The organism is Nocardia shimofusensis NBRC 100134 (genome assembly GCF_001613125.1).
Classification (GTDB): Bacteria; Actinomycetota; Actinomycetes; order Mycobacteriales; family Mycobacteriaceae; genus Nocardia; species Nocardia shimofusensis.
Window position 1 is genome coordinate 125645 of the sequence record NZ_BDBT01000013.1, and the last position, 22211, is coordinate 147855.

The following is a 22211-nucleotide window of genomic DNA, read 5'->3' on the forward strand; positions in this document are numbered from 1 at the left end:
GAACAGGCCACCTCGCATGAGTGAGTCCAGCGAACGTAACAGCGGCGCCGTCGCAGCCCGTCCTGTTCAGGAACATCGCTACGACGTCGTCATCGTCGGTGCCGGCGGCGCGGGTATGCGCGCGGCCATCGAGGCGGGCCCCCGTGTCCGGACGGCCGTACTGACCAAGCTGTACCCGACCCGTAGCCACACCGGCGCGGCCCAGGGCGGCATGTGCGCCGCGCTGGCCAACGTGGAAGAGGACAACTGGGAGTGGCACACCTTCGACACCGTCAAGGGTGGTGACTACATCGTCGACCAGGACGCCGCGGAGATCATGGCCAAGGAGGCCATCGACGCGGTGCTCGACCTGGAGAAGATGGGTCTGCCGTTCAACCGGACCCCCGAAGGCAAGATCGACCAGCGCCGCTTCGGCGGTCACACCCGCGACCACGGCAAGGCCCCCGTGCGCCGGGCCTGCTACGCGGCCGACCGCACCGGTCACATGATCCTGCAGACGCTGTACCAGAACTGCGTCAAGCACGACGTGGAGTTCTTCAACGAGTTCTACGTGCTCGACCTGGTGCTCACCGAGACCGAGCGCGGTCCGGTCGCCACCGGCGTGGTCGCCTACGAGCTGGCCACCGGCGAGCTGCACATCTTCCACGCCAAGTCGATCGTGTTCGCCACCGGCGGCTCGGGTCGCATGTACAAGACCACCTCGAACGCGCACACGCTGACCGGCGACGGCATGGCGATCGTGTTCCGCAAGGGCCTGCCGCTCGAGGACATGGAGTTCCACCAGTTCCATCCGACGGGCCTGGCCGGCTTGGGCATCCTCATCTCCGAGGCGGTCCGCGGCGAGGGCGGCATCCTGCGCAACGCCGACGGCGAGCGCTTCATGGAGCGCTACGCCCCCACCATCAAGGACCTCGCGCCCCGCGACATCGTCGCCCGCTCGATGGTGCTCGAGGTGCTCGAGGGCCGCGGCGCCGGACCGAACAAGGACTACGTCTACATCGACGTGACCCACCTCGGCGAGGACGTGCTCGAGGAGAAGCTGCCCGACATCACCGAGTTCTCCCGCACCTACCTGGGCGTGGACCCGGTCAAGGAACTGGTGCCGGTGTTCCCGACCTGTCACTACGTGATGGGCGGCATCCCGACCCGGATCCGCGGCGAGGTGCTGCGCAACAACACCGACGTCGTCCCCGGCCTCTACGCCGCGGGCGAATGCGCCTGCGTCTCGGTGCACGGCGCGAACCGCCTGGGCACCAACTCGCTGCTCGACATCAACGTCTTCGGCCGTCGCGCGGGCATCGCCGCCGCCGAGTACGCCGAGCGCAGCGAGTTCGTCGAGATGCCGGAGAACCCGGCGCAGATGGTGCAGGACTGGCTGGCGCTGATCCTGTCCGACCACGGCAACGAGCGGGTGGCCGACATCCGCACCGAGCTGCAGCGCTCGATGGACAACAACGCCTCGGTGTTCCGCACCGAGGACACCCTCAAGCAGGCCCTCACCGACATCCACGCGCTCAAGGAGCGGTACACGCGGATCACGGTGCAGGACAAGGGCAAGCGCTACAACAGCGACCTGCTCGAGGCCGTCGAGCTGGGCTTCCTGCTCGAGCTGGCCGAGGTCACCGTCGTGGGCGCGCTCAACCGCAAGGAATCGCGCGGCGGCCACGCCCGCGAGGACTACCCGGACCGCGACGACGTGAACTTCATGCGGCACACGATGGCCTACAAGGAGGGCACGGATCTGCTGTCCGACATCCGGCTCGATTTCAAGCCGGTGGTGCAGACCCGCTACGAGCCGATGGAGCGTAAGTACTGATGACTGCCGTACTCGAGAAGACCACTCCGTCGAATCCGGCCCCGGTGCCGGAGGGCTCGGTGATGATCACCGTCAAGGTGGCGCGCTTCAATCCCGAGGACGACAAGGGTGCGCACTGGGAGTCGTTCCAGGTTCCGGTCCTGCCCACCGACCGCTTCCTGAACGTGCTCATCTACATCAAGTCCTACCTGGACGGCACGCTCACCTTCCGGCGCTCCTGCGCCCACGGTGTCTGCGGCTCCGACGCCATGCGGATCAACGGTGTGAACCGGCTGGCCTGCAAGGTGCTGATGAAGGACATGCTGCCCAAGGACGGCAAGTCCGTCACCGTCTCCGTCGAGCCGATCCGCGGCCTGCCCGTGGAGAAGGACCTCGTGGTGGACATGGAGCCGTTCTTCGACGCGTTCCGCGCGGTGAAGCCCTACCTGATCGCCACCGGCAACGAGCCGACCCGTGAGCGCATCCAGAGCCAGGCCGACCGCGCCCGGTTCGACGACACCACCAAGTGCATCCTGTGCGCCTGCTGCACCACCTCCTGCCCCGTGTACTGGAGCGACGGCAGCTACTTCGGACCGGCCGCGATCGTGAACGCGCACCGCTTCATCTTCGACAGCCGTGACGAGGGCGCCCGCGAGCGTCTGGACATCCTCAACGATGTCGAGGGCGTGTGGCGCTGCCGCACGACCTTCAACTGCACCGACGCCTGCCCTCGCGGTATCGAGGTCACCAAGGCGATCCAGGAGGTCAAGCGGGCTCTGCTCTTCACCCGCTGATCCCGCTTCTTCGCGACGAAGGCCGCTCGTGTCCGCCAGGACGCGAGCGGCCTTCGTCGTTCTCGGATGCCGGTCGGTCCGGGCGGTGACAGGCTCGGCAGCCCGGCCGCCCAGGACCCGCACGAGCCACGGCGGTTCCGGGTTCAGCTGTCGTCGAAGGACAGCGGTGCGGCGCTGGCCCAGCGTTCGCCGGCCAGCACCACGTGGTCGAGGAAGCGCAGGCCGACGGTGTCCGCGGCGGCCTGCAGCAGTGCGGTGGCGCGGCGGTCGTCGACGCTGGGATGGGGGTCGCCCGAGGGGTGGTTGTGCACGACGGCGAAGCAGCGCCCGTCGTGGCGCAGGACGGTGTTGAGGATTTCCCGGACCGGGACGGCCACCCGGTCGATCGCGCCCTCGGCGACGAAGACGGTGCGGCGCAGCCGATGCTGGGCGTCGCAGATCAGGACCAGCATGCGTTCCACCCGGGCGCCCGCGAACAGCGGTAGGGCGACTCGGGCCAGGTCCTGGGCACCGAGCAGGCGCGGCGCCTGATCCTGTTCGACCCTGGACCGGCTGGCGAGGTGGAAGGCAGCGACCAGGGCCGCCGCTTTGGCCGACCCGACGCCGGTCCGGCGGGCGAGTTCTTCCGGCCGCGCCGCCGCCAGCCCGGTGATCCCGCCGTGGTCGGCGAGCAGTTCGGCGGCCAACTCCAGTGCGCTCGCACCACGCCTGCCCTGCCCGAGCAGCAGTGCCAGCAGTTCGCCGTCACTGAGAGCCTGCGGCCCGAGCGTGAGCAGTCGCTCCCTCGGCCGCTGCGCACTGGGCATCCGCGAGATCGGCACCGACATCCCAACCCCCTGTCGCACACGATGATTCGCCGATCATGCCAGCCCCCACCGACACCGTCGGCGCGCACTCGGTGGCGGACGATCCCCGACGGGCCTGCCGCCCGCTTCGCGCCCGACAGCGTCGAGCCGGCGCGTTTCGCATTCGCGTGACCATCCGCGACACCCCGTTCATCGAAGTCGTGGGGCTGACGCTGCCCGGCTCGTGCGGCATGTCGACCACCGGCACCTACCGACAGCGCGGCTGCCGCACTGCTCCCCGGCCGATGCGAAGGACCTTCGCCTCTCCTGCGCGCTCTGCCCGCAAGCGGACACTGGTCTCGAACACGACGATACGGAGGTGCGCCATGCCGACACCTGTCGGTGCCGAGTCGTCCGACGAGGTCGTTCAGCGGGCATGGCGTGGGGAGGCGACCCGGCAGCCGCTGTTACTCGCCGGGATCGCGGCGGTGGTCGTCTACGTGGTCGGCGACCTGGTCTCCGGCGTGCTGTACGACGGTTACAGCTTCAGGGACCAGGCGATCAGCGAACTGTCCGCCTACGGCTCTCCGGTGCGACCGCTCGCGGTGACGTGGATTGCCCTGCACGGCCTGCTCGTACTCGCGTTCTGCGTAGGTATCCGGTGGTCGGCGGGTGGGAGCGGGGCCCTGCGGTGGACGGCCGGGTTCCTGTTCGCCGCGAGCGTGGTCACCGCGCCGACGCACCCGTTCTTTCCGATGAGTTCGCGCGGGATGGAGACCGGCTTCAACGACACGATGCACATCGTCACGACGATGGCGTTCGGCCTGCTCGTCTTCGGCGCGGTGACCGCCTCGGCCGTGGCGTTGCGCGGGTGGTTTCGGTTCTACGCGATCGCTTCCCTGGTGGTCGTCGTGGTGTCGGCCGGGCTGACGGGACCGCTCATGAGCGATATCGCGAACAACGCACCGACGCCTCGGCTGGGCGTGTTGGAACGCGTCAACGCCTACACCACTTTCGCCTGGATGGTGGTGCTGGCCCTCGTCCTGCTACGGCGCCCCGTCAGCCGGCGGGTACCCGAGCCGGTGGAACCGTCCCGACAGCAGCCGTCCCGGTAGCAGCCGCCGTCATCGGAGCGCGGCCCCTTTCCGGACGCCCGGTCCCGGCCGCCCTCGACGTCGCGATGATGGCACCGGGGTCCGCCCGAGACGCACCGCTAGGCTCGCTGTCGATGAGATCTCGCTCCTGCGCTCCGGCTCACGGGTCACGCGCCGCCCTCACCGTCGCGGCCGTGCTCGCGATGACAGTCCTGGCGGCCGCCGCGCCGGTCGTGGCCGATCCGGCCGAACCGACGCCGCCGACCTCCACCTCGACACCGTTCAGCACGCCGAACACCGACACCTGCCCGCAGAAGAACCTGCCGCGCCCGCCGATCGACGCCTCCGAGGTGCCCGCCCCCGGCGAGCCCACACCGGGTCCCCTGCCGGTGCCGGTGCCCGCGATCGGCGGTGAGCGGATGAGCGAATGCGGCGTCGTGGTGCCCGACGACGCGCCGGAGTTGCCCGCCGACATCTCGGCGACCGCCTGGCTGGTCAGCGATCTCGACACCGGCGCGGTACTGGCGGCCAAGGATCCGCACGGCCGCTACCGGCCCGCCAGCACCATCAAGGTGCTGCTGGCCATCGTCGCGCTGCGCACCCTCGACATGGACCGGGTGGTGGTCGGCACGCAGGAGGCCGCGGACGTCGAGGGCTCCCGAGTGGGCATCGGCCCCGGCGGGCGCTACACCAACCGTCAACTGATGCAAGCGCTGGTCATGGTGTCCGGTAACGACGCCGCGCACATGATCGCCGCGCAGCTCGGCGGCGACGAAGCGGCCGTGGCGAAGATGAACGAGGTCGCGAAGTCGTTGTCCGCCTTGGATACTCGCGTCGCCACACCCTCCGGACTCGACGGGCCGGGCATGTCGACCTCGGCCTACGACCTGTCGGCGCTGTGGCGCGAGGCGATGAGCATCCCGCTGTTCGCCGAGCTGATCGCTACCGAGCAGATCGAATTCCCCGGTTACCCCGCTGATCCGCGCATCCCGGACGACACCGACCACCCCGGCTTCCCGATCGCCAACGACAACCACCTGCTGTTCGACTACGAGGGCGCGCTGGGCGGCAAGACCGGATTCACCGACGACGCCCGTCAGACCTTCGTCGCCGCGGCCGAACGCGACGGGCACCGCCTCGCGGTCACTCTGTTGCAGGCCGACGTGCGGCCGATCCGTCCCTGGGAACAGGCCGCGCGCCTGCTCGACTACGGTTTCGCGCTCTCCGAAGACGCCGAAGTCGCCGCGGTAGGTGCGCTCCCCGGCGCCGAGGTCTTCCTCGACGAGCCGACCGTGGTACCCGCGGCACCGCCGCTGGAAGGCGACCTCGCCGCCCCGCACACCGTCTCGCACGCCGACACCCGGGCGCTGCTGGTGATCGTCGGCAGCGTGGCCGTCGTCGTGCTGTTGCTCGGCGCGTTCCGGGTCAACCGCCGCCACAGGTGATCCGCCCGCCCCAGGCGCCGCGCCGTCCCGGCGGACAGCGAGCCGCTTGCCCGCACTGTGGGGCATTGCCACGGCCCGACGCCGGAACGTGCGCGAATCTACCTGCGCCGTAACCGTGTCAGTGCCAGCATCGTCAGCGCGCCCGCACCGAACGCGGCCGCCCCGATACCCCCGGACGGCCTGACGTCGACGCCCCTCGGCCGGATGACCGCCGGTGCGGGCGGCTCGATCTCGGCGGGCAGTTCGTTCTCCGCCGTGGTGGCCGCCCAGGCGGTCGCGAACAGGATGATCCGATAGGTGATGTAGCTGAACACCATCAGGCCGATGATGGAACCGAAGGTCGCGCCCGCCGGGCTCTGCAGCACCGAGCGCAGATAGATCGAGCCGACGTACTTGAACAGCTCGAAGGCCACGGCGGCAAGCAGACCCGCTTTGGCGGCGCTGGCCAGGGTGACCTTCGTCCGGGGTAGACGGGCGATGATCCAGACGTACACCGCCCAGGTCGCCAGTACCGCCAGCACGATCGAGAGCAGGCGCAGCAGCACGCCCATGCCGAACACATCACCGAGTCCGATCGCCTCGACCACCCGGGCGCCCAGGCCACCCGAGCCCACCGCCGACAGAGCGAGCGAGAGCACCAGCGCGAGACCGAGGCCGATCAGCGCGCCGAGGTCGGAGAGCTTGGTGGTCAGGAAGTTGCCCTCGTCGGGCGGGTCGCCTTCCCACTGGTCGGTGAGCGCCGCGCGCAGGTTCGCCATCCAGCCCAGCCCGGTCCACAGACCGGTCAGCAGGCCGAGGACGCCCACCGTGCCACGCGATTCGACCGCCTGGTCGACGAGATCGTTGATCTGCGTGCCGAATTCGCCGGGAACGTTCTCGACGATCTTGGACTGCAACTCGTCGAAGAGCTCCTGGTTACCCGCCAGCACGAAACCGGCGATGGCGAAAGCCACCATGAGCAACGGGAAAAGCGACAGCACCGTGAAATAGGTGATGCCCGCGGCGTAGTGGTCACCTCGGCTGGACCGGTAGCGGCCCGCCGCCCGGATCACGTGGTCGAGCCAGGGCCGCCGCCCGACGACCCGTTCGATACGGGCCTTGACGTTGTCGATCATCTGCACCGCGCTCACCCCTTCGAGGCCCGCTCCCGCACACGTCGTACCCGGGCTAGCGAGGCAGGAAACCCACCCGGTCGTAGACCTGTGCGAGAGTGTTGCCCGCGATCTCCCGTGCCCGCTCCGCGCCCGCGGCGAGAATGCGGTCGAGTTCACCCTGATCGGACAGGTACTCCTCCACCTGAGCGCGCAGCGGGGTGACGAATTCGACCAGCGCGTCGGCGACGTCGGTTTTCAGGTCGCCGTAACCCTTGCCCGCGTAGTCGCGTTCGAGGGTGACGATCGGGGTCGAGGTCAGCGCCCCGAGAATCACGAGAAGATTGCTGACGCCGGGCTTGAGGTCCGGATCGTAGCGGATCTCGCGTTCGGTGTCTGTGACCGCCGAGCGGATCTTCTTGGCGCTGATCTTCGGGTCGTCGAGCAGGTTGATCAGACCGGCGTCCGAGGCCGCCGACTTGCTCATCTTCGAGGTCGGGTCCTGCAGGTCGTAGATCTTGGCGGTGCCCTTGACGATGTGCGCCTCGGGCACCACGAAGGTCTTCTTGAAGCGGGTGTTGAAGCGCTGAGCCAGGTTACGGGTCAATTCGAGATGCTGGCGCTGATCCTCGCCGACCGGCACCTGATGGGCACGGTAGAGCAGGATGTCGGCGGCCATCAGCACCGGGTAGGTGAACAACCCGACGGTGGCGTTCTCGGCGCCCTGCTTGGCGGACTTGTCCTTGAACTGCGTCATCCGGCCCGCTTCGCCGAAACCGGTGATGCAGCTCAGCACCCAGGCCAGTTCGGCGTGCTCGGGCACCTGACTCTGCACGAACAGCGTCGAACGCTTCGGGTCGATGCCGATCGCCAGCAGCTGGGCCGCGGCCGCCCTGGTGCGGGCACGCAGCTGCTTGGGGTCCTGGCTGACGGTGATGGCGTGCAGATCGGGGATGAAGTACAGCGCGTCGTAGCTGTCCTGCATCCCTACCCAGTACTGCAGCGCCCCCAGGTAGTTCCCGAGGTGGAAGGAGGCACTGGTCGGCTGGATCCCGGACAGCACACGCTGCTTGCGCTCCGCGGCCGGGGCTGATGCAGGACTGGACATGCCTGCGATCTTTCCATGCCACTCAAGCGGAATTCCGCTCCGCCCAGGTGCGCGGATCCACGCCGGGCATGCTCTCCTGTCCGGTCCGCTGCAGACCGGCCTCTCGCTTGGCGGCGACCTGGTACAGCGGCGCGCTCGGACCACGCAGGGCGGTGCGCAGCGGACGCACCCGCCGGATCGGCGTCCGATGCGCGGCCCGCACGCCACGGGCGACCAGCTCGAACTGACGCTGCTCGCGCGCACCCCATTCCAGGCCGTACATCGCCCGGACCGCGGGCGGCAGGCTGCCCTGCACCAGCCGGTAGTACCCCACGCTGACCTGCTGGGCCGGGATCGGCAGCGGATACGGGATGCGCGCGCCCATGAGGTAGGAGCCGACCAGCTCGGCTTCGTCGGTCAGGTGCGGTTCGAGCGAGGCGATGTAGCCGTCGAAGCGCGCACGGAATCCGGCATAGGTGTCCGGGGCGGCCGAGCGCGGCATGCCGAACAGCACCCCCCAGGTGACGTAGTCCTGGTAGAGGCCTTCGCGCTCGCCATCGGTGAGTTCGCGAACGAGGATGTCGTGCATGACCTCGGCGGAGTCCATGGTGAAGGCCATCGTCCAGAACATCAGTTCCGGATCCAGCGCCGAGTAGGGGGTGCCCGCCGGGTTGTGCGCGCCCGCGTCCTCGGGTAGCTGCCCCTTGACCTTGACGTGCCGCTTGCCGGTGTAGGCGAGCGCGCGATCGGCCTCGGCCTTGCTGCCGAGGAACACCGCCTCGAACAGCTTGCCGGTGATCGCCAGCCGGGTGTACGGCGTGGTCCGGTGGTGGGTGTTCTCAGCGGTTCCCACATACAGCAACGGGTGCACCGCGCCGATGACCAGGGCACGCAGGCCGTAGGTGATGCCCACGGCGCGCTTGCGCATCACCCGCCGGATCATCGAGTCATCGGTGAAGTAGCCGGGCTCCGGGGAGCTCGGCGTATCCGACATGAGCTTGTCGGACCTGGGCGCGTGGGACATGGGTGAGCCTCCTCGTCGAGTCATCTGGAAATAGAATCCACCAGATAGCCAATTCTGGCAATACCCCATGCCAAACATGCGCCGAGCGAAAACGTGCCAGAATCGGACGCGTGACTGCGCAGCGGACCTATGGCGGCGTCTCCGCCGAGGAGCGCAGGGCCGCGCGGCGGACCGCGCTGCTCGATGCCGCGCTCGACATCATCGGCACCGAGGGCCTGGGCAAACTGACCGTCTCCGGCCTGTGCGGCCGGGCCGGGCTCAACGAGCGCTATTACTACGAGAGCTTCGACAGCCGCGAGGCCGTGCTGTCGGGGCTGTTCGATCGCATCGCCGAGGAACTGGCACTGACCATCCTGGATACGCTGCGCGACACCACCGACGAGACGACCAGGGGCAAGGCGCACGCCGCCATCGCCGCGGGCATCCACGTGCTCACCGACGACCCGCGCAAAGCGCACGTCGCGCTGGTCGCGGGCATGGCCACCCCGGAGCTGCGGGCGCGTGGCAACCAGACGATCCGGGCGTTCGCGCGCATGGTCGCCGCGCAGGGCGTCGGCTTCTACGGCATCACCGATCCGCTGCCCGACGCGGTCATCGACTTCCGCGCGACCTACCTGGTCGGCGGCCTGGTGCACACGCTGACCTCGTGGCTGCAGGGCGAGATCGACCTCACCCAGGACGAACTCGTCGAGCACACCACCGACGTGTTCGTCCTGCTCGGCGAGGATCTGGCCGGCCGCCTGCGCTGAGCCGCGCGAGCGGCGCCCGCGTCGACGTCGCGCTCGGACCGGGGGCCGTCAGTCCAGAGTCAGCGCGACCGTGCCCGCGACGGGATCGTCCTGCAGGACCACCAGAAAGGCGACGTCACGACGGCGCCAGTGGTCGGCGCAGTCGCGCATCGCCTCGACGAACCACTCGCGCTCGGTGACCTGCTCGGCCAGCAGTTCGGCGGCATCGCGGACCACCGCGACGTAACCGGCGGCCTCGCCGAGAGAATCGTCCAGGTCGCGCAGACATTCGTCGAAGGCGTCCTTGTTCCCGCCGAAGTAGTAGGGGAACTGGAAAGCCGCCGCCCACTCGTCGAAAACCCCGGCGACGGTGCGCATCCGCTCGCCGCGCAATTCCCGCACCAGGAATCCGGCCGGTGCGCGGTAGCGCACCTCCGACAGCTCCGGCGCGGTCACCGGCAGTGCTCCGAGCACCGGATGCGCGCCGGAGTCCGGCTCGGCGTCGATCGGGCGGGCGAGAAACTGCGAGAGCGGTATGGGCATCAGCGCATCCTGGTGAAGGTCTCGTAGTGGTCGCCGGTGTACCAGGCCGAACCGTCGCTGCCGGTGACGATGCGTTCGGCATCGCGGGAACGATTGCGCTGCTTGGGATTGACGTCCCACTCCTGATAGGCGATCTTGTTGCCCGCGCTGTCGGTGAGCGGCAGATCTTTGTCGCGGTTCATGAATCGCTCGCCGCCCTTGGTGCCGGGTGCGTTCGCCGAATCGGGCCAGCGGCCCGCGTCGATCTCGGCGAGGGTGTCGTAGGCGCGCTCCGGGACGCCCGCCACCCGCGACGGTGCGGTGACCGGGCCTGCCGCACCGGGCTTCGGCACCGCCGTCGCGCTCCCCGCGTTCGGCACGGCGGTCGAGACGGCGGTCGCGTTCGTGCCGGGGGCGGTGTCCGAAGCGGTATCGTCGCCGCCCCGGGAGGTCAGCAGCGACACCAACAGCACCAGCGCGAGCGCGCCCAGCGCCGCGACCGTTCTGAGAACCTTCGGATTCATCGTGCGCGGATCCTTCTGTCGGCGGAGAACTCGTAGGCGGCGGGCGTACCCGGCGTCCCCGCCACGGCGCTCACCGGCACAGCGGTATCGATCGGTATACAGGTGTCCATCGGTTCGGCGGCGCCCATCGATACGGCGGGGTTCTTCGGCACAGCGAGCACATGGACACCGGGCGAGTTCATCGGTACTGCACGGTGACCGGCGCATGGTCGGACCAGCGCTGATCGTAGGACGGCGCCCGTTCCACCACGGCCTGTTTCGCGCGTCCGGCGAGTTCGCCGCGCACCAACTGCAGGTCTATGCGCCACCCGGAATCGTTGTCGTAGGCGCGACCGCGATAGGACCACCAGCTGTAGGGACCGTCGACGCCGGGATGCAGGGCGCGCACGACATCGACGTATCCGGCGGCGATCAGCTCGTCGATCCAAGCGCGCTCCTCGGGCAGGAACCCGGCCGAATTGCGATTGCCCTTCCAGTTCTTCAGATCCCGCTCGGTGTGCGCGATGTTCCAGTCACCGCCCACGACAACATCACCCTCGCTCCTGCCCTTCAGGTAGGCACCCAATTCCGCCATGAACCGATACTTCTCGTCCTGGCGCGGGGTGCCCGCCTCCCCGGAGTGCACGTAGACACTGGCCACGGTCACCTCGCCGAAGGTGGCTTCGACGTAGCGGCCCGCCGCGTCGAACTCGGCGCTGCCGAACCCGATCCGCACCGACTCGGGCGTGCGCCTGGACAGGATCGCGACTCCCGCTCGCCCCTTGGCGCTCGGCTCGGCATTGGTCAGGATCCAACCGTCGTCGAGCGCGGGCGCCAGCGCGGCGCGGGTCTGCTCGTCGGTGGCGCGGGTCTCCTGCACGCACACGACATCGGCTTCGGTGGCCGCGAGCCAGGCGAGCATCCCTTTGCCCGCGGCAGCTCTGATCCCGTTCGCGTTGATCGTTGAGACAATGTTCGGCACCGTCCGACCGTACAATGCAGGTCAGATGTACCTGCCCCGGACCACGCGGTCCAGGAAGGGGTGCTGACGATGACGTCCGACACCTCCCGCCCGTCCGACAAGCCCCGCCCGGCCGATATCACCAGGCGCGCCGACGACTTCGACTCCGCCGACCCCGAGCCGACCACGGCGGAGGAAGGCGGACGGGACAGGTCCGTCGGAACGAACGACCGCCGAGCAGCCGAGCAGCCCGTCGCGCTGCGGGCGCTGCACATCGGCTCCGGCGACCCGCTGCTGTTGCTGCACGGCTTCATGCTCTCGCCGCACTGCTGGGAGCAGACCGCGACGCTGCTGGGCTCGCACTGCGAGGTGTTCGCCCCCGCGCTGGCCGGACACTGGGGCGGACCGGAAGTCACCGGCGACACCGTCGACATCGCCGCGCTCGCCGACGAGGTGGAGCGGCAGCTCGACGAGATGGGCTGGCGGACCTGCCATATCGCGGGCAACTCGCTGGGCGCCTGGGTCGGCGTCGAACTGGCCAGGCGCAACCGGGCCCGCACGCTCACCCTGATCGCGCCTACCGGCGGCTGGAACGTGCCCTCGCTGACCCAGATCCGGGTCGCGCTGAAATTCCTGTCCCTGGTGCCGCTGGCGCATCTGGGCAGGCGGCTGGCGGGTTTCACCGCGGGCAATCCGTTCGCCCGGCGGGTGGCGTTGTTCGTGGTGGCCAAGAATCCGGCGGCGGTCTCGCGCCGCGACGCGACGGCCACCATCACCGCGGCGATCAACTGCCGGGCGATGATGCCGCTGATCCGCGGCAGCCTGCGCGCCCCGGTCCCCGGCGACCTGTCGGAGCTGATGACGCCGGTGCGGCTGCTGCTGGCCGAGTACGACCGGTTCATCCCCAACCGGGTCTACGCGCAGCGATTTCTGAAGGAGCTGCCCGACTCGGCCGACCGCATCCTGGTCAACCGGGTCGGACATGTCCCCATGCTGGAGGCGCCGGACCGGATCGCCACCCTGATCGCCGAGCACGTCTACGCCAGCCGCAACAGGCTGCGCGCGGTCTGACGCGTCCGGCTGTCCTGGAAGAGGACTCGTCGGCTCACCCCGATCGAGATCCGGGTGAGCCGACGAGGATCAGGAGCTCGCCTGGTCCTCTTCGCCACGGGCGCGGCGCTCGTAGGCGGCGCGGGCTTCCTGGTCGACGTCACCGAGGAAGGCTTCCTTCATGCCGAACTTCTCGCCGAGCGCGTCGAGCAGCTTGTTCGGCACGTAGTACTGCAGGTTCGCCAGCCTGCCCGCCAGTTTGGTGACCGCGACCCTGCGCTGCGGCTTGACGATGAGCCCGGCGACCGCGTCGGCGATCTCCTCCGGCTCGGCGTTGCGCACGCCTTTGGCGCCCTTGGTGCCCGCGACCAGCTCGGTATTGGTGAATGTCGGGGACACCGAGGAGAACTCGAGGCCGGTGCCGCGATACTCGGCGTAGAGCGCGTCGGTCATGGTGAGCACCGCGGCCTTGCTGCCTCCGTAGGTGGCCAGGCCCGGGGTGGCGAGCACGCCGGCCAGCGAGGCGATGTTGATGACGTGTCCGGAGCCGCGCGGCAGCATCCGCTGGGCCGCCAGCTTGCTGCCGAGCACCACGCCGTAGATGTTGATGTCGATCATGCGGCGGGTGACGCGGTCGGGCTCCTCGTGGAAGTGGCCGACCGGCATGATGCCCGCGTTGTTGACCAGGACATCGATCGGTCCGAGCGTGCGCTCGACCTGATCGAGGAAGGCCTCGAAACTCTCCGGGTCGGTGACGTCGAGCTTGCCGTACACCTCGAGTCCCAGCTCGGCGCCGGACTCCTTGACCTTGGCCTCGTCGATGTCGCCGATGGCGACCTGCGCGCCGAGGTCACGCAGCTTGCGCGCGGTGGCGAAGCCGATGCCACGCGCGCCGCCGGTGATGACGACGACCTTGCCCGCGATTCGTGCGGCTGAACTCATTGTGTGTGCCTTTCTCAATGCTCGTCGTGCTCAGCGGCCGAGCAGGCCTTTGGCGATGTGGGTCACCTGGATCTCGTTGCTGCCCGCGTAGATCATCAGCGACTTCGCGTCGCGGGCGAGCTGTTCGACGCGGTATTCGCTCATGTAGCCGTTGCCGCCGAAGAGCTGCACCGCCTCCATGGCGACGTCGGTGGCGGTCTCCGAGGAGTACAGCTTCATCGCCGAGGCCTCGGCCAGCGAGAGCGGCTTGCCCGCGCGGGTGCGCTCGATGACGTTGAACACCATGTTGCGGACATTGACCCGGGCGATCTCCATCTTTGCCAGCTTGAGCTGCACCAGCTGGAACCGGCCGATCTCCTGGCCCCACAGCTTCCGGTTCTTGGCGTAGTCCACGCAGAGCCGGTGGCATTCCTCGATGATGCCCAGTGCCTGGAAGGTGACGCCGACGCGCTCGGCGACGAAGTTGGTGCGCGCCGACTCGCGGCCGTCGCCGCCGCGGTGCTCCTCGGTCTCGCCGAGCAGCCGGTCGCGGCCGAGGCGGACGTTGTCGAAGAACAGCTCACCGGTGGGCGAGCTGTGCAGGCCCATCTTCTTGAACGGCTTGCCCTGGGTGAGGCCCTCCATGCCCTTGTCGAGCACGAAGGTCAGCACCTTGCGGTCGCGCTTGTCCACGCTCGCGTCGCCCTCGTCGAGCTTGGCGTAGACGACGATGACGTCGGCGAACGGGCCGTTGGTGATGAAGGTCTTCTGTCCGTTGAGGATGTAGTCCTCGCCGTCGCGGCGGACGTAGGTCTTCATGCCACCGAAAGCGTCGGAGCCGGAGTCGGGTTCGGTGATCGCCCAGGAGGCGACCTTCTCCATCGTCACCAGCTCGGGCAGCCAGCGCTTCTTCTGCGCCAGCGTGCCGCGCGCCTGGATGGTCGCCGCGCCCAGGCCGGTGCTCACCCCGAGCGCGCTGACCAGGCCGAGACAGACCCCGGACAGCTCGCTGACCAGCACGGCCATCATCGACTGCTGTTCGGCGTTGGCGGCGGCCGCGCGTTTGCCCGCCGCTTTGCTCGCCTCGTCGGCCGTGCCGTCGGCCTCGGCTTCTTCGGCGGCCAGCTGCTTTTCCAGCGCGTCGGTGGCCATCGCCGCGATGCCGAATTCGGCGAACAGCTTGGTCAGGATGGGGTAGGGCAGCATCTCGCCGCTGTCGAGGGCATCGAGGTTCGGCCGGATCTCCCGGTCGATGAAAGCGCGCACGGCGTCGCGGACCATCAGATCGGTCTCGGACCATTCGAACATCGTCGTTCTCTCCTGTCGCAAATGCCGCCGGCGCAAGGCAGCTCGGCCCGCGGGGCGGGCGCGCCGGGACCGTGACGGCACCGGATGACCCGGACCACATCGTCCGGTTCGGCGTATCGAGCTGCAACAAACGTACAGAGCTGCATGTAACTGTGCAACGGTTCGCCCGATTCGCCCGGCATTCGCCGAGGCCGGGCGCACCACCGCCGATCAGCCGCCGATCGCCTGCGCGACCATCCGCAGCATCGCCGAGGCGCGCTGCCAGCGCCGGTGGGCACGTTCGGAGTCGGGGTCACCCCAGGCGGCGATCAGGATGCCGCGCAGGGCGTCCATGGCGGTGAAGACGAAGTCGCGGGCGTCCTTGCGGCGCACCTCGTCGGGCACGAAGCGCTCCACCGCGGTCAGCACCGCGTTGTTCACGAACGGCTCGACCTGGTCCATCGCCGCGGCCAGCACCGGGTCGGTGCGACCCGCCACCCACAGTTCCACGGTCGCGACGAACAGCCGGTCCTGGTGCATTTCCCACAGGAAGTCCAAGGTGGCGTCGACGCGTTCGACATCCGGCGGCACCTCGGAGATCCCCCGAAGCACCGCCTGCACCCGACGCTGGGCGAGATGATTGATCGCCGCCACCACCAGATCGGTCTTGGACCCGAAGTGGTGCACCTGCGCGCCGCGCGTGACACCCGCGCGCTCGGCCACCCGAGGCGTGGTCGTGCCCGCGTAGCCGTAGTCGACGAGGCAGTCGATGGTGGCGTCGAGCAGGCGGGTGCGCATCTCGCTGCTGCGCTGCTCCTGGGTGCGCCGCCGCGGCCTGCCGGACGCGGTCGTGGTCATCCGGCGATCCTACAGCTTACGTACACATCTGTAGGTAAATGCGGTCTCGGACCGGGAAACGGCTCGGGCACCCGTGCCACCGTGTCGACGGTGGGGCGGGTGCCCGGTTCATCCGGCGCCGGGTCCGTGTGCCCGGCGCCGGCCGGAGCGGGACCGATGAGGGCCGCTCCGTGGTCGGCTCAGCGCAGGGCGCGAGCCAGGTTGGTGTCCAGCGCGCCGAGGAATTCCTCGGTGCTCAGGTACCCCTGATCCCCGCCGACGAGCAGCGCGAGGTCCTTGGTCATCTGGCCGCCCTCGACGGTCTTGATGACGACATCCTCGAGGGTCTGCGCGAAGCCGATCACCTCGGGGGTGTTGTCCAGCTTGCCGCGATGCTCGAGGCCACGCGTCCAGGCGAAGATCGACGCGATCGGGTTGGTCGAGGTCGGCTTGCCCTGCTGGTGCTGGCGGTAGTGCCGGGTGACCGTGCCGTGCGCGGCCTCGGCCTCACAGGTGCGGCCGTCCGGGGTCAGCAGCACCGAGGTCATCAGACCCAGCGAGCCGAATCCCTGCGCGACGGTGTCGGACTGCACGTCGCCGTCGTAGTTCTTGCAGGCCCAGACGTAGCCGCCCTCCCACTTCATGGAGGAGGCGACCATGTCGTCGATCAGCCGGTGCTCGTAGGTCAGGCCGGCCGCGTCGAACTGGCTCTTGAACTCGGCGTCGAACACCTCCTGGAAGGTGTCCTTGAACATGCCGTCGTACGCCTTGAGGATGGTGTTCTTCGTCGACATGTACACCGGGTAGTTCTGCTGCAGGCCGTAGTTGAACGAGGCCCGCGCGAAGTCCTCGATGGACTTGCGGAAGTTGTACATGCCCATCACGACGCCGCCGTCCTCGGGCATCTTCACGACCTCGTGCACGATCGGCTCGCTGCCGTCGTCGGGGGTGAAGGTGAGGGTGACGGTGCCGGCCTGGAAGACCTTGAAGTCGGTGGCGCGGTACTGGTCGCCGAAGGCGTGGCGGCCGATGATGATCGGCTTGGTCCAGCCCGGAACCAGACGCGGGACGTTGGAGATGATGATCGGGGCGCGGAAGATCGTGCCGCCGAGAATGTTGCGGATCGTGCCGTTGGGCGAGCGCCACATCTTCTTGAGGCCGAATTCCTTGACGCGAGCCTCGTCGGGGGTGATCGTGGCGCACTTGACGCCGACGCCGTGACGCTTGATGGCCTCGGCCGCGTCGATGGTGACCTGGTCGTCGGTCTTGTCGCGGTACTCGATGCCCAGGTCGTAGTACTCGAGGTTCACATCGAGGTACGGGTGGATCAGCTTGTCCTTGATGAACTGCCAGATGATCCGGGTCATCTCATCACCGTCGAGTTCGACGACGGTGCCTTCAACCTTGATCTTGGACATGGATCTTCGTGTCCTCCTAGGATGGTGCCCTCATTGCACGGCCAGGCGAACACGCTTGTGAGCGGACCCCAGCTGTTCAACAGACAACGTATATGCCCCGCCTTGTCTGCGGGACACGTGGTGCAAACAAGACGAGCGTACTGCTTCCGGGAGTCTCACCGCGCGGGGAGGGGGCTTTGTGCGGACACTGTGACGGTTACCGGCAAGTAGCTTCGAGGTGATTCAGCACACATCGTCCATGATGGCACCCAGGGGTGGATTTCGGCCGCGAACCGATTGCCCGTTACCATGACGATCAGGTCATGAGCGCCAGCGTCAAGCCCCGGCTCGCTGGTCGGCAACCCTCCAGCCCGCGGTGGGGTGCTCCGGGTGATGACCGGGTTCCCGAAGGACGGGAGCAAACGCCGGCAGGAGGTCGCACGAGATGAGCGAGTGGTCCACGTGACCGTGCGCACCGACCGCCAGCCCTGCCCGCCCGCCACCGGGGCCGCCCTGTTGCCGCCCCCGGACGGCACCCTCGGCGTGATCCCCATCGGCGATGTCACGCTGGAGAGCGGCGCCGTCATGCCCGACGTGCGGCTGGCCGTGCAACGCTGGGGCGAACTCTCCCCCGCGCTGGACAATGTCGTGCTCGTCGAGCACGCGCTCACCGGCGATTCGCACGTCGTCGGCAATCCCGACGCCATCCACAAGCTGCCCGGCTGGTGGGACGGTATGGTCGGTCCGGGCGCGCCGATGGACACCGGCGAGTGGTGCGTCATCGCCACCAATGTGTTCGGCGGCTGCCAGGGCAGCACCGGCCCCTCCTCCATCGCTCCCGACGGCAAGCCGTGGGGCTCACGTTTCCCCGCCATTTCCATCCGCGACCAGGTGAGCGCCGAGATCGCGTTGCTCGATCTGCTCGGCGTCGGGCGCCTGGCCTCCGCCGTCGGCGGCTCCATGGGCGGCATGCGCGTGCTCGAATGGATGGTCGGCGCCCCCGATCGCGTCGCCTCCGCGCTGGTCCTGGCTGTCGGCGCGCGCGCCACCGCCGATCAGATCGGCACCCAGACCACCCAGATCGCGGCGATCACCTCCGACCCGGACTGGCAGGGCGGCGACTATCACGGCACCGGCCGAGCCCCGCTGACCGGCATGGGCATCGCCCGCCGCATCGCCCACCTGACCTACCGCACCGAGGGCGAACTCGACGCCCGGTTCGCCAACAAGGCCCAGGACGGCGAGGACCCCTACGACGGCGGCCGCTGGGCAGTGCAGAGCTACCTCGACCACCAGGCCGCGAAACTGGCCAAGCGCTTCGATCCGGCCACCTACGTGCTGCTCACCGAGGCCATGAACCGCCACGATGTCGGCCGCGGCCGCGGCGGCATCGAAGCCGCCCTCGCCGCCACGCCCATGCCGTGTGTGGTCGGCGGCGTCGACTCCGACCGCCTGTACCCGCTGTACACCCAGCAGGAACTCGCCGACCTGCTGCCCGGCTGCGACGGTCTCGAGGTCGTGCTCTCCCGCGACGGCCACGACGGTTTCCTCACCGAGACCGAAGCCGTCGGCGAGCTGCTCGTCGAGACGATGCGATTGGCCCGCGCCAACCGCTGAGCCCGCTACCGGCCGCCGATCAGCCGACGCCGAGCGTGTTGATGGTCACCGCGAGGAACACGATCGACGACCCGAGCAGAGTCAGCGCCCCCACGTCGAACGGCTTGCTGCGCACCGCCAGCAACCCCACCCGCACGGTCGGCAGGAACAACCGCAAGGCCGCGCCCAACAACGCCGCCCCGCCGAAGATCAGCGCACCGCGTCGCCACCGATCCGAGGCCACGAACACGACAGCCACCAGCACCACCAGCACCACCGCCACCATCGGCAGATTCCGGCGCAGGAACCGCCCGGCCCGGCCGCCCTGGGATTCGGTGGAAGCGTCGACGTCCATCACGCCGAAGATTCTTCCAGACGAGGCTTCGTCCCGGCATCGGCGGAACACGGCCCGCGCGCCCGGCCGGTTCCCGCCACCCGCCATCGGCAACGGCGGCCTCCCCGCGGGGCAGATGCACGTGCGCGGCGCCTGCGCCTGGGAACGCCCCGTCGGCGATCCCCGCCACGGCGACACGGCCATGACCGACATCATCATTGTCGAGGTGATCGGTAAGCCCGCGACGGGCAGCTTCGGCTGAGCCTGCGCTGGGCGATCCCGGCGGCCCGGCGGTAGCGCCGCCTGATTGACTTGGTCGGTGTTCCATCTGATGTTCCACGAGCCGTGCATTCCCCCGAACACCGGCAACGCGATCCGGATGGTGGCCGGGACCGGATGCGAACTGCACCTGATCGAGCCGCTCGGCTTCGATCTGTCGGAGGCCAAGCTGCGGCGGGCCGGGCTGGATTACCACGATCTGGCGAGTGTCACCGTGCACGCGAGCCTGGCGGCGGCGTGGGCGGCGCTGGCGCCGCGGCGGGTGTTCGCGTTCACCACCTCGGGGACCTCCCGGTACACCGATATCGCCTACGAGGCGGGTGACGTGCTGTTGTTCGGGACCGAACCGACGGGCCTGCCCGAGGAGGTGCTGGCCGATCCACACATCACCGAACAGGTGCGGATTCCGATGCTGCCGGGGCGGCGGTCGATGAACCTGTCCAATGCCGCGGCGGTCACGGTGTACGAGGCGTGGCGGCAGCACGGGTTTCCCGGCGCGGTCTGAGAGCGGGCTCGACTAGTCGTCGATCTCGAAGCGCTTGAAGCGTGAGGTCGCGCCCGCGGTGAGGCGGACGGACGAGCGGGAGACGCCGAAGTGGGCGGCCAGGAGTTCGACGGCGGCCTTGTTGGCCTTGCCCTCGACGGCGGGGGCTCGGACGTAGAGGGTCAGCGTGCCGTCTTCGGCGGTCTCGACGAGCGGGCCCTTACGGCTGTTCGGTTTGATCGTCGCGCGCACCACGGTCGGCGGCACCGGAACCTCCTGTCGTTTCGGGCTCTTCGACGGTCGTGGCCTTGTCGGCGGCGTCGGGTGCGGTCTTTCCGGGCGTCGTCGAGTTCTCGATCCGGGCGGCGGGCCGGTGCGCGGCGGGCCGGGGACCGCGGACCAGCCTGCGCACCAGCCACCACAACGCGCCGAGCACGGCCAGGAAGCCCAGCCACGGAATCGCCCTGCCCACGAACACGATCGCGTCCTGCAGCCAGTCGATCAGCGAGTTCCAGCCCGCCACCACGCCGTCGAGGAAGGTGTCGGGGCCGTCGCCGCCGGAACCGTTGTCGGGGGCGGTGATCGAGATGGTGAGGGTGGACAGCGCGACCTGGTCGTCGAGGCGGCGCTGCTGGGCGGTGAGGCTGTCCAGTTCGCCCTGGCGGCTGCCGAGCGCCTCTTCGGCGTCGATCAGGTCGGCGGTGCTGCTCGCGGTCGCGATCAGCGCGCGCAGGCGGTCGACGGAGGCCTGCAGCGCCTTGATGCGAGCGTCGAGGTCCTCCCACTGCATGGTCACGTCGTCGCGGTTGGTGCTGACCCTGGTGACCTCGCCGACGCCGCCCAGGCCGTCGACAAAAGCGTCGGTGCGATCGGCGGGCACTCGGACGGTGAGCGTGGCCGAGGGGTCGGTGTCGTCGGTGTCCGGCTGTTCGGTGCGGCTGTCGATCCGGCCGTCCACGGCCCGCACCTGATCGGCGACCCGGCCCGCGGCGGCGACCGGGTCATCGGAGGTGATGTCGACGCTGCCGGTGATGACTTCCTTGCGTTCCACCGTGTCATCGGGGGCGCTGTCGGACGGCGACGGAGCCTGCTCGCGCAGGCCGGGGGAAATCGCGGGCGCCGCGGTGCCCATGTCCGGTCGGTAGGGCGCGCCGCCGCTGCCGCCCTCGTCGCTACCGCAGGAGACGAGCAGTACAGAACCGAGCAGGGCGACACACAGGACCGCGAGCTTGCGCATGCCTCGAAGCGTAGCGGCCGGATCGCGAAAGCCGAATCACTCGACTGCTCACGCCACCCGTTCGATCGCCCGCACCCGGATCGTCGGTGACCCGCGGTGACTCAGCAACCGCCGCGACAACGGTGGCACGCGCGGTTCGTGGCGGGCCGACCAGGCGCGCAAGGCCTCGGCCAGCGCCGGGCCGTAGCCGATGGTGACGGCGTACCGATCGGCCGCGGACTCGGCCCCGCGCGAATATGCCGCGCGCGCCAGGGGTTCGACGGCCAGCACCACCGCGAGTACGACGACGCCGGGGAGTCCCAGCCGATGTCCGAAGATCAGCAGCAACGCGGGCAACAGCAGCGAGGCGAGCACGGCGCGCACCGGCATGGCGTAGGCGCCGAGTACGTCGAGCGGTTTACCGAGCAGTCCGAGCAGCCGCCACAGCACCGTGCCCGGCCAAGCGCACCACTCCCGACACAACCGCAACCGCGGGTCCGCGCCCGCGTGCTGACCGAGCGACTGGGCGAGCAGCGCCCGGATCTGCGGTGCGGGCAGATGCTCGAGCGCCCAGGTGGTGACGGCCAGGGCGCGGGCGGGGGCGGCCTGCGCGCTGACCCGGTCGGTGTCCTGCACCCAGAGCGGATAGTTCTCACCGGGCACGCCCGAATCACCGGCGACGGTGTGCCATTCGCGATCGAGCCGCAGGGCTTCGGCGGTGTCCGGGCGGCGGCAGTCGTGCAGGATCGTGGCGACTTTCTCCCGCTCCGGCGCGTACCAGGCGACCCAGACCAGCACGACCCCGTACAGCAGCCACGCGCCACCCACCGCCAGCACGGCCCAGGAGCCCCACAGGGCGCCCGCCGTACCCGCGATCAGCAGGCTGAGCAGGACGGTCGGCAGCGTCAGCACCGACGCGACGATCACAGACACGAGGGATCATCGTACGGATCGCCGCACCATGTGAGCACCGAGTTCGAA

Annotated in this window: 25 protein-coding genes and 1 riboswitch; of the genes, 9 read left to right on the forward strand and 16 right to left on the reverse strand. The window is 69.2% G+C overall.

Going from position 1 to position 22211, the window contains the following annotated elements; translation table 11 throughout:
• The first annotated feature begins 16 nt into the window (after nt 1-16).
• Nucleotides 17-1816, forward strand: a complete 1800-nt coding sequence (gene sdhA, locus NS3_RS16580) for a succinate dehydrogenase flavoprotein subunit (RefSeq protein ID WP_067860598.1) — start codon at nt 17-19, stop codon at nt 1814-1816.
• Nucleotides 1816-2589, forward strand: a complete 774-nt coding sequence (locus NS3_RS16585) for a succinate dehydrogenase iron-sulfur subunit (RefSeq protein WP_067860600.1) — start codon at nt 1816-1818, stop codon at nt 2587-2589. Before sdhA ends, NS3_RS16585 begins: the two co-directional genes overlap by 1 nt.
• Before the next feature lie 143 nt (nt 2590-2732).
• Here the strand turns inward: NS3_RS16585 and NS3_RS16590 are convergent, their stop codons facing one another.
• Nucleotides 2733-3416 (reverse strand): JAB domain-containing protein, encoded by a 684-nt coding sequence (locus NS3_RS16590; protein WP_084495617.1) that lies wholly within the window; start codon nt 3414-3416, stop codon nt 2733-2735.
• A gap of 344 nt (nt 3417-3760) precedes the next feature.
• Here NS3_RS16590 and NS3_RS16595 point away from each other — a divergent pair, with 344 nt between their 5' ends.
• Together NS3_RS16595 and NS3_RS16600 are read left to right on the forward strand one after the other, a co-directional pair.
• Nucleotides 3761-4489: a DUF998 domain-containing protein gene (locus NS3_RS16595; protein ID WP_067860602.1), complete on the forward strand. Its 729-nt coding sequence runs from the start codon at nt 3761-3763 to the stop codon at nt 4487-4489.
• 113 nt (nt 4490-4602) lie between these two features.
• Nucleotides 4603-5913 (forward strand): D-alanyl-D-alanine carboxypeptidase family protein, encoded by a 1311-nt coding sequence (locus tag NS3_RS16600; protein WP_067860604.1) that lies wholly within the window; start codon nt 4603-4605, stop codon nt 5911-5913.
• Nucleotides 5914-6011: 98 nt separating this feature from the next.
• On the opposite strand, the gene yhjD is transcribed toward NS3_RS16600, so the two are convergent.
• The 3 genes from yhjD to NS3_RS16615 are packed head-to-tail and all read right to left on the reverse strand — an operon-like array spanning nt 6012 to nt 9115.
• On the reverse strand, nt 6012-7034 hold the full coding sequence (gene yhjD / locus NS3_RS16605; RefSeq protein ID WP_084495637.1) for an inner membrane protein YhjD: 1023 nt from the start codon (nt 7032-7034) through the stop codon (nt 6012-6014).
• 46 nt (nt 7035-7080) lie between these two features.
• Nucleotides 7081-8112, reverse strand: a complete 1032-nt coding sequence (gene trpS, locus NS3_RS16610) for a tryptophan--tRNA ligase (RefSeq protein WP_067860606.1) — start codon at nt 8110-8112, stop codon at nt 7081-7083.
• A 22-nt stretch (nt 8113-8134) separates the two neighbouring features.
• Entirely contained in the window at nt 8135-9115 is a 981-nt protein-coding gene (locus NS3_RS16615; RefSeq protein ID WP_245649652.1) for an oxygenase MpaB family protein, read from the reverse strand.
• Nucleotides 9116-9225: 110 nt separating this feature from the next.
• Between NS3_RS16615 and NS3_RS16620 the strand changes: the two genes are divergently transcribed.
• Nucleotides 9226-9864: a TetR/AcrR family transcriptional regulator gene (locus NS3_RS16620; RefSeq protein ID WP_067860608.1), complete on the forward strand. Its 639-nt coding sequence runs from the start codon at nt 9226-9228 to the stop codon at nt 9862-9864.
• A gap of 48 nt (nt 9865-9912) precedes the next feature.
• On the opposite strand, the gene NS3_RS16625 is transcribed toward NS3_RS16620, so the two are convergent.
• The 4 genes from NS3_RS16625 to NS3_RS16640 are packed head-to-tail and all read right to left on the reverse strand — an operon-like array spanning nt 9913 to nt 11850.
• A complete protein-coding gene (locus tag NS3_RS16625; protein WP_067860610.1) occupies nt 9913-10386 on the reverse strand; it encodes a barstar family protein in 474 nt (157 codons plus the stop codon).
• The gene (locus NS3_RS16630; RefSeq protein ID WP_067860612.1) at nt 10386-10889 is read right to left on the reverse strand and encodes a guanyl-specific ribonuclease; all 504 of its coding nucleotides are present in this window, start codon (nt 10887-10889) and stop codon (nt 10386-10388) included. The genes NS3_RS16625 and NS3_RS16630 overlap by 1 nt, the downstream gene beginning before the upstream one ends.
• Nucleotides 10886-11071 (reverse strand): hypothetical protein, encoded by a 186-nt coding sequence (locus NS3_RS16635; RefSeq protein WP_067860614.1) that lies wholly within the window; start codon nt 11069-11071, stop codon nt 10886-10888. Before NS3_RS16635 ends, NS3_RS16630 begins: the two co-directional genes overlap by 4 nt.
• On the reverse strand, nt 11068-11850 hold the full coding sequence (locus tag NS3_RS16640; protein ID WP_084495621.1) for an exodeoxyribonuclease III: 783 nt from the start codon (nt 11848-11850) through the stop codon (nt 11068-11070). The genes NS3_RS16635 and NS3_RS16640 overlap by 4 nt, the downstream gene beginning before the upstream one ends.
• A 69-nt stretch (nt 11851-11919) precedes the next feature.
• On the opposite strand from NS3_RS16640, the gene ephH reads away from it, so the two are divergent.
• Nucleotides 11920-12900 carry an epoxide hydrolase EphH gene (gene ephH / locus NS3_RS16645; RefSeq protein ID WP_084495639.1) on the forward strand — a complete coding sequence of 327 codons (981 nt, stop codon included), beginning with the start codon at nt 11920-11922 and terminating at the stop codon, nt 12898-12900.
• A gap of 69 nt (nt 12901-12969) precedes the next feature.
• On the opposite strand, the gene NS3_RS16650 is transcribed toward ephH, so the two are convergent.
• The 4 genes from NS3_RS16650 to NS3_RS16665 form a co-directional block, all read right to left on the reverse strand.
• A complete protein-coding gene (locus NS3_RS16650; RefSeq protein ID WP_067860618.1) occupies nt 12970-13821 on the reverse strand; it encodes an SDR family oxidoreductase in 852 nt (283 codons plus the stop codon).
• 30 nt (nt 13822-13851) lie between these two features.
• Entirely contained in the window at nt 13852-15108 is a 1257-nt protein-coding gene (locus tag NS3_RS16655; RefSeq protein WP_067860620.1) for an acyl-CoA dehydrogenase family protein, read from the reverse strand.
• A 210-nt stretch (nt 15109-15318) separates the two neighbouring features.
• Complete coding sequence (locus tag NS3_RS16660; RefSeq protein WP_067860622.1) at nt 15319-15945, reverse strand: TetR/AcrR family transcriptional regulator; 627 nt, start codon at nt 15943-15945, stop codon at nt 15319-15321.
• 179 nt (nt 15946-16124) lie between these two features.
• Complete coding sequence (locus tag NS3_RS16665; protein WP_067860624.1) at nt 16125-17342, reverse strand: NADP-dependent isocitrate dehydrogenase; 1218 nt, start codon at nt 17340-17342, stop codon at nt 16125-16127.
• A 298-nt stretch (nt 17343-17640) separates the two neighbouring features.
• A riboswitch (SAM riboswitch) is annotated at nt 17641-17752 on the forward strand.
• An 82-nt stretch (nt 17753-17834) separates the two neighbouring features.
• Here NS3_RS16665 and metX point away from each other — a divergent pair.
• Nucleotides 17835-18938: a homoserine O-acetyltransferase MetX gene (gene metX / locus NS3_RS16670; protein WP_067860684.1), complete on the forward strand. Its 1104-nt coding sequence runs from the start codon at nt 17835-17837 to the stop codon at nt 18936-18938.
• A gap of 19 nt (nt 18939-18957) precedes the next feature.
• On the opposite strand, the gene NS3_RS16675 is transcribed toward metX, so the two are convergent.
• Nucleotides 18958-19272: a DUF3017 domain-containing protein gene (locus NS3_RS16675; RefSeq protein WP_067860626.1), complete on the reverse strand. Its 315-nt coding sequence runs from the start codon at nt 19270-19272 to the stop codon at nt 18958-18960.
• On the opposite strand from NS3_RS16675, the gene NS3_RS29150 reads away from it, so the two are divergent.
• Nucleotides 19253-19513, forward strand: a complete 261-nt coding sequence (locus NS3_RS29150) for a hypothetical protein (protein ID WP_157101380.1) — start codon at nt 19253-19255, stop codon at nt 19511-19513. The two genes, NS3_RS16675 and NS3_RS29150, sit on opposite strands and share 20 nt — an antisense overlap.
• 57 nt (nt 19514-19570) lie before the next feature.
• Nucleotides 19571-20035 (forward strand): tRNA (cytidine(34)-2'-O)-methyltransferase, encoded by a 465-nt coding sequence (locus tag NS3_RS16680; RefSeq protein ID WP_084495623.1) that lies wholly within the window; start codon nt 19571-19573, stop codon nt 20033-20035.
• Nucleotides 20036-20047: 12 nt separating this feature from the next.
• Here the strand turns inward: NS3_RS16680 and NS3_RS16685 are convergent, their stop codons facing one another.
• From NS3_RS16685 to NS3_RS16695, 3 genes are read right to left on the reverse strand one after another with little or no spacing between them, the layout of a single operon-like run.
• Entirely contained in the window at nt 20048-20281 is a 234-nt protein-coding gene (locus NS3_RS16685) for a DUF167 domain-containing protein (protein WP_245649653.1), read from the reverse strand.
• Nucleotides 20235-21251 carry a DUF4349 domain-containing protein gene (locus NS3_RS16690; RefSeq protein ID WP_067860630.1) on the reverse strand — a complete coding sequence of 339 codons (1017 nt, stop codon included), beginning with the start codon at nt 21249-21251 and terminating at the stop codon, nt 20235-20237. The genes NS3_RS16685 and NS3_RS16690 overlap by 47 nt, the downstream gene beginning before the upstream one ends.
• 48 nt (nt 21252-21299) lie before the next feature.
• Nucleotides 21300-22163, reverse strand: a complete 864-nt coding sequence (locus tag NS3_RS16695) for a M48 family metalloprotease (RefSeq protein ID WP_157101381.1) — start codon at nt 22161-22163, stop codon at nt 21300-21302.
• Nucleotides 22164-22211 lie beyond the last annotated feature (48 nt).

What these genes read in the sequence shown, in the direction of transcription:
- NS3_RS16625 (WP_067860610.1), bottom strand. Translation starts at nt 10,386, where the DNA reads ATGCCCATACCGCTCTCGCAGTTTCTCGCCCGCCCGATCGACGCCGAG.
- sdhA (WP_067860598.1), top strand. Translation starts at nt 17, where the DNA reads ATGAGTGAGTCCAGCGAACGTAACAGCGGCGCCGTCGCAGCCCGTCCT.
- NS3_RS16600 (WP_067860604.1), top strand. Translation starts at nt 4,603, where the DNA reads ATGAGATCTCGCTCCTGCGCTCCGGCTCACGGGTCACGCGCCGCCCTC.
- NS3_RS16665 (WP_067860624.1), bottom strand. Translation starts at nt 17,342, where the DNA reads ATGTCCAAGATCAAGGTTGAAGGCACCGTCGTCGAACTCGACGGTGAT.
- NS3_RS16655 (WP_067860620.1), bottom strand. Translation starts at nt 15,108, where the DNA reads ATGTTCGAATGGTCCGAGACCGATCTGATGGTCCGCGACGCCGTGCGC.
- ephH (WP_084495639.1), top strand. Translation starts at nt 11,920, where the DNA reads ATGACGTCCGACACCTCCCGCCCGTCCGACAAGCCCCGCCCGGCCGAT.
- trpS (WP_067860606.1), bottom strand. Translation starts at nt 8,112, where the DNA reads ATGTCCAGTCCTGCATCAGCCCCGGCCGCGGAGCGCAAGCAGCGTGTG.
- NS3_RS16595 (WP_067860602.1), top strand. Translation starts at nt 3,761, where the DNA reads ATGCCGACACCTGTCGGTGCCGAGTCGTCCGACGAGGTCGTTCAGCGG.
- NS3_RS16650 (WP_067860618.1), bottom strand. Translation starts at nt 13,821, where the DNA reads ATGAGTTCAGCCGCACGAATCGCGGGCAAGGTCGTCGTCATCACCGGC.
- NS3_RS16590 (WP_084495617.1), bottom strand. Translation starts at nt 3,416, where the DNA reads ATGTCGGTGCCGATCTCGCGGATGCCCAGTGCGCAGCGGCCGAGGGAG.
- NS3_RS16675 (WP_067860626.1), bottom strand. Translation starts at nt 19,272, where the DNA reads ATGGACGTCGACGCTTCCACCGAATCCCAGGGCGGCCGGGCCGGGCGG.
- NS3_RS16585 (WP_067860600.1), top strand. Translation starts at nt 1,816, where the DNA reads ATGACTGCCGTACTCGAGAAGACCACTCCGTCGAATCCGGCCCCGGTG.
- NS3_RS16635 (WP_067860614.1), bottom strand. Translation starts at nt 11,071, where the DNA reads ATGAACTCGCCCGGTGTCCATGTGCTCGCTGTGCCGAAGAACCCCGCC.
- NS3_RS16630 (WP_067860612.1), bottom strand. Translation starts at nt 10,889, where the DNA reads ATGAATCCGAAGGTTCTCAGAACGGTCGCGGCGCTGGGCGCGCTCGCG.
- NS3_RS16690 (WP_067860630.1), bottom strand. Translation starts at nt 21,251, where the DNA reads ATGCGCAAGCTCGCGGTCCTGTGTGTCGCCCTGCTCGGTTCTGTACTG.
- NS3_RS16615 (WP_245649652.1), bottom strand. Translation starts at nt 9,115, where the DNA reads ATGTCCCACGCGCCCAGGTCCGACAAGCTCATGTCGGATACGCCGAGC.
- NS3_RS16660 (WP_067860622.1), bottom strand. Translation starts at nt 15,945, where the DNA reads ATGACCACGACCGCGTCCGGCAGGCCGCGGCGGCGCACCCAGGAGCAG.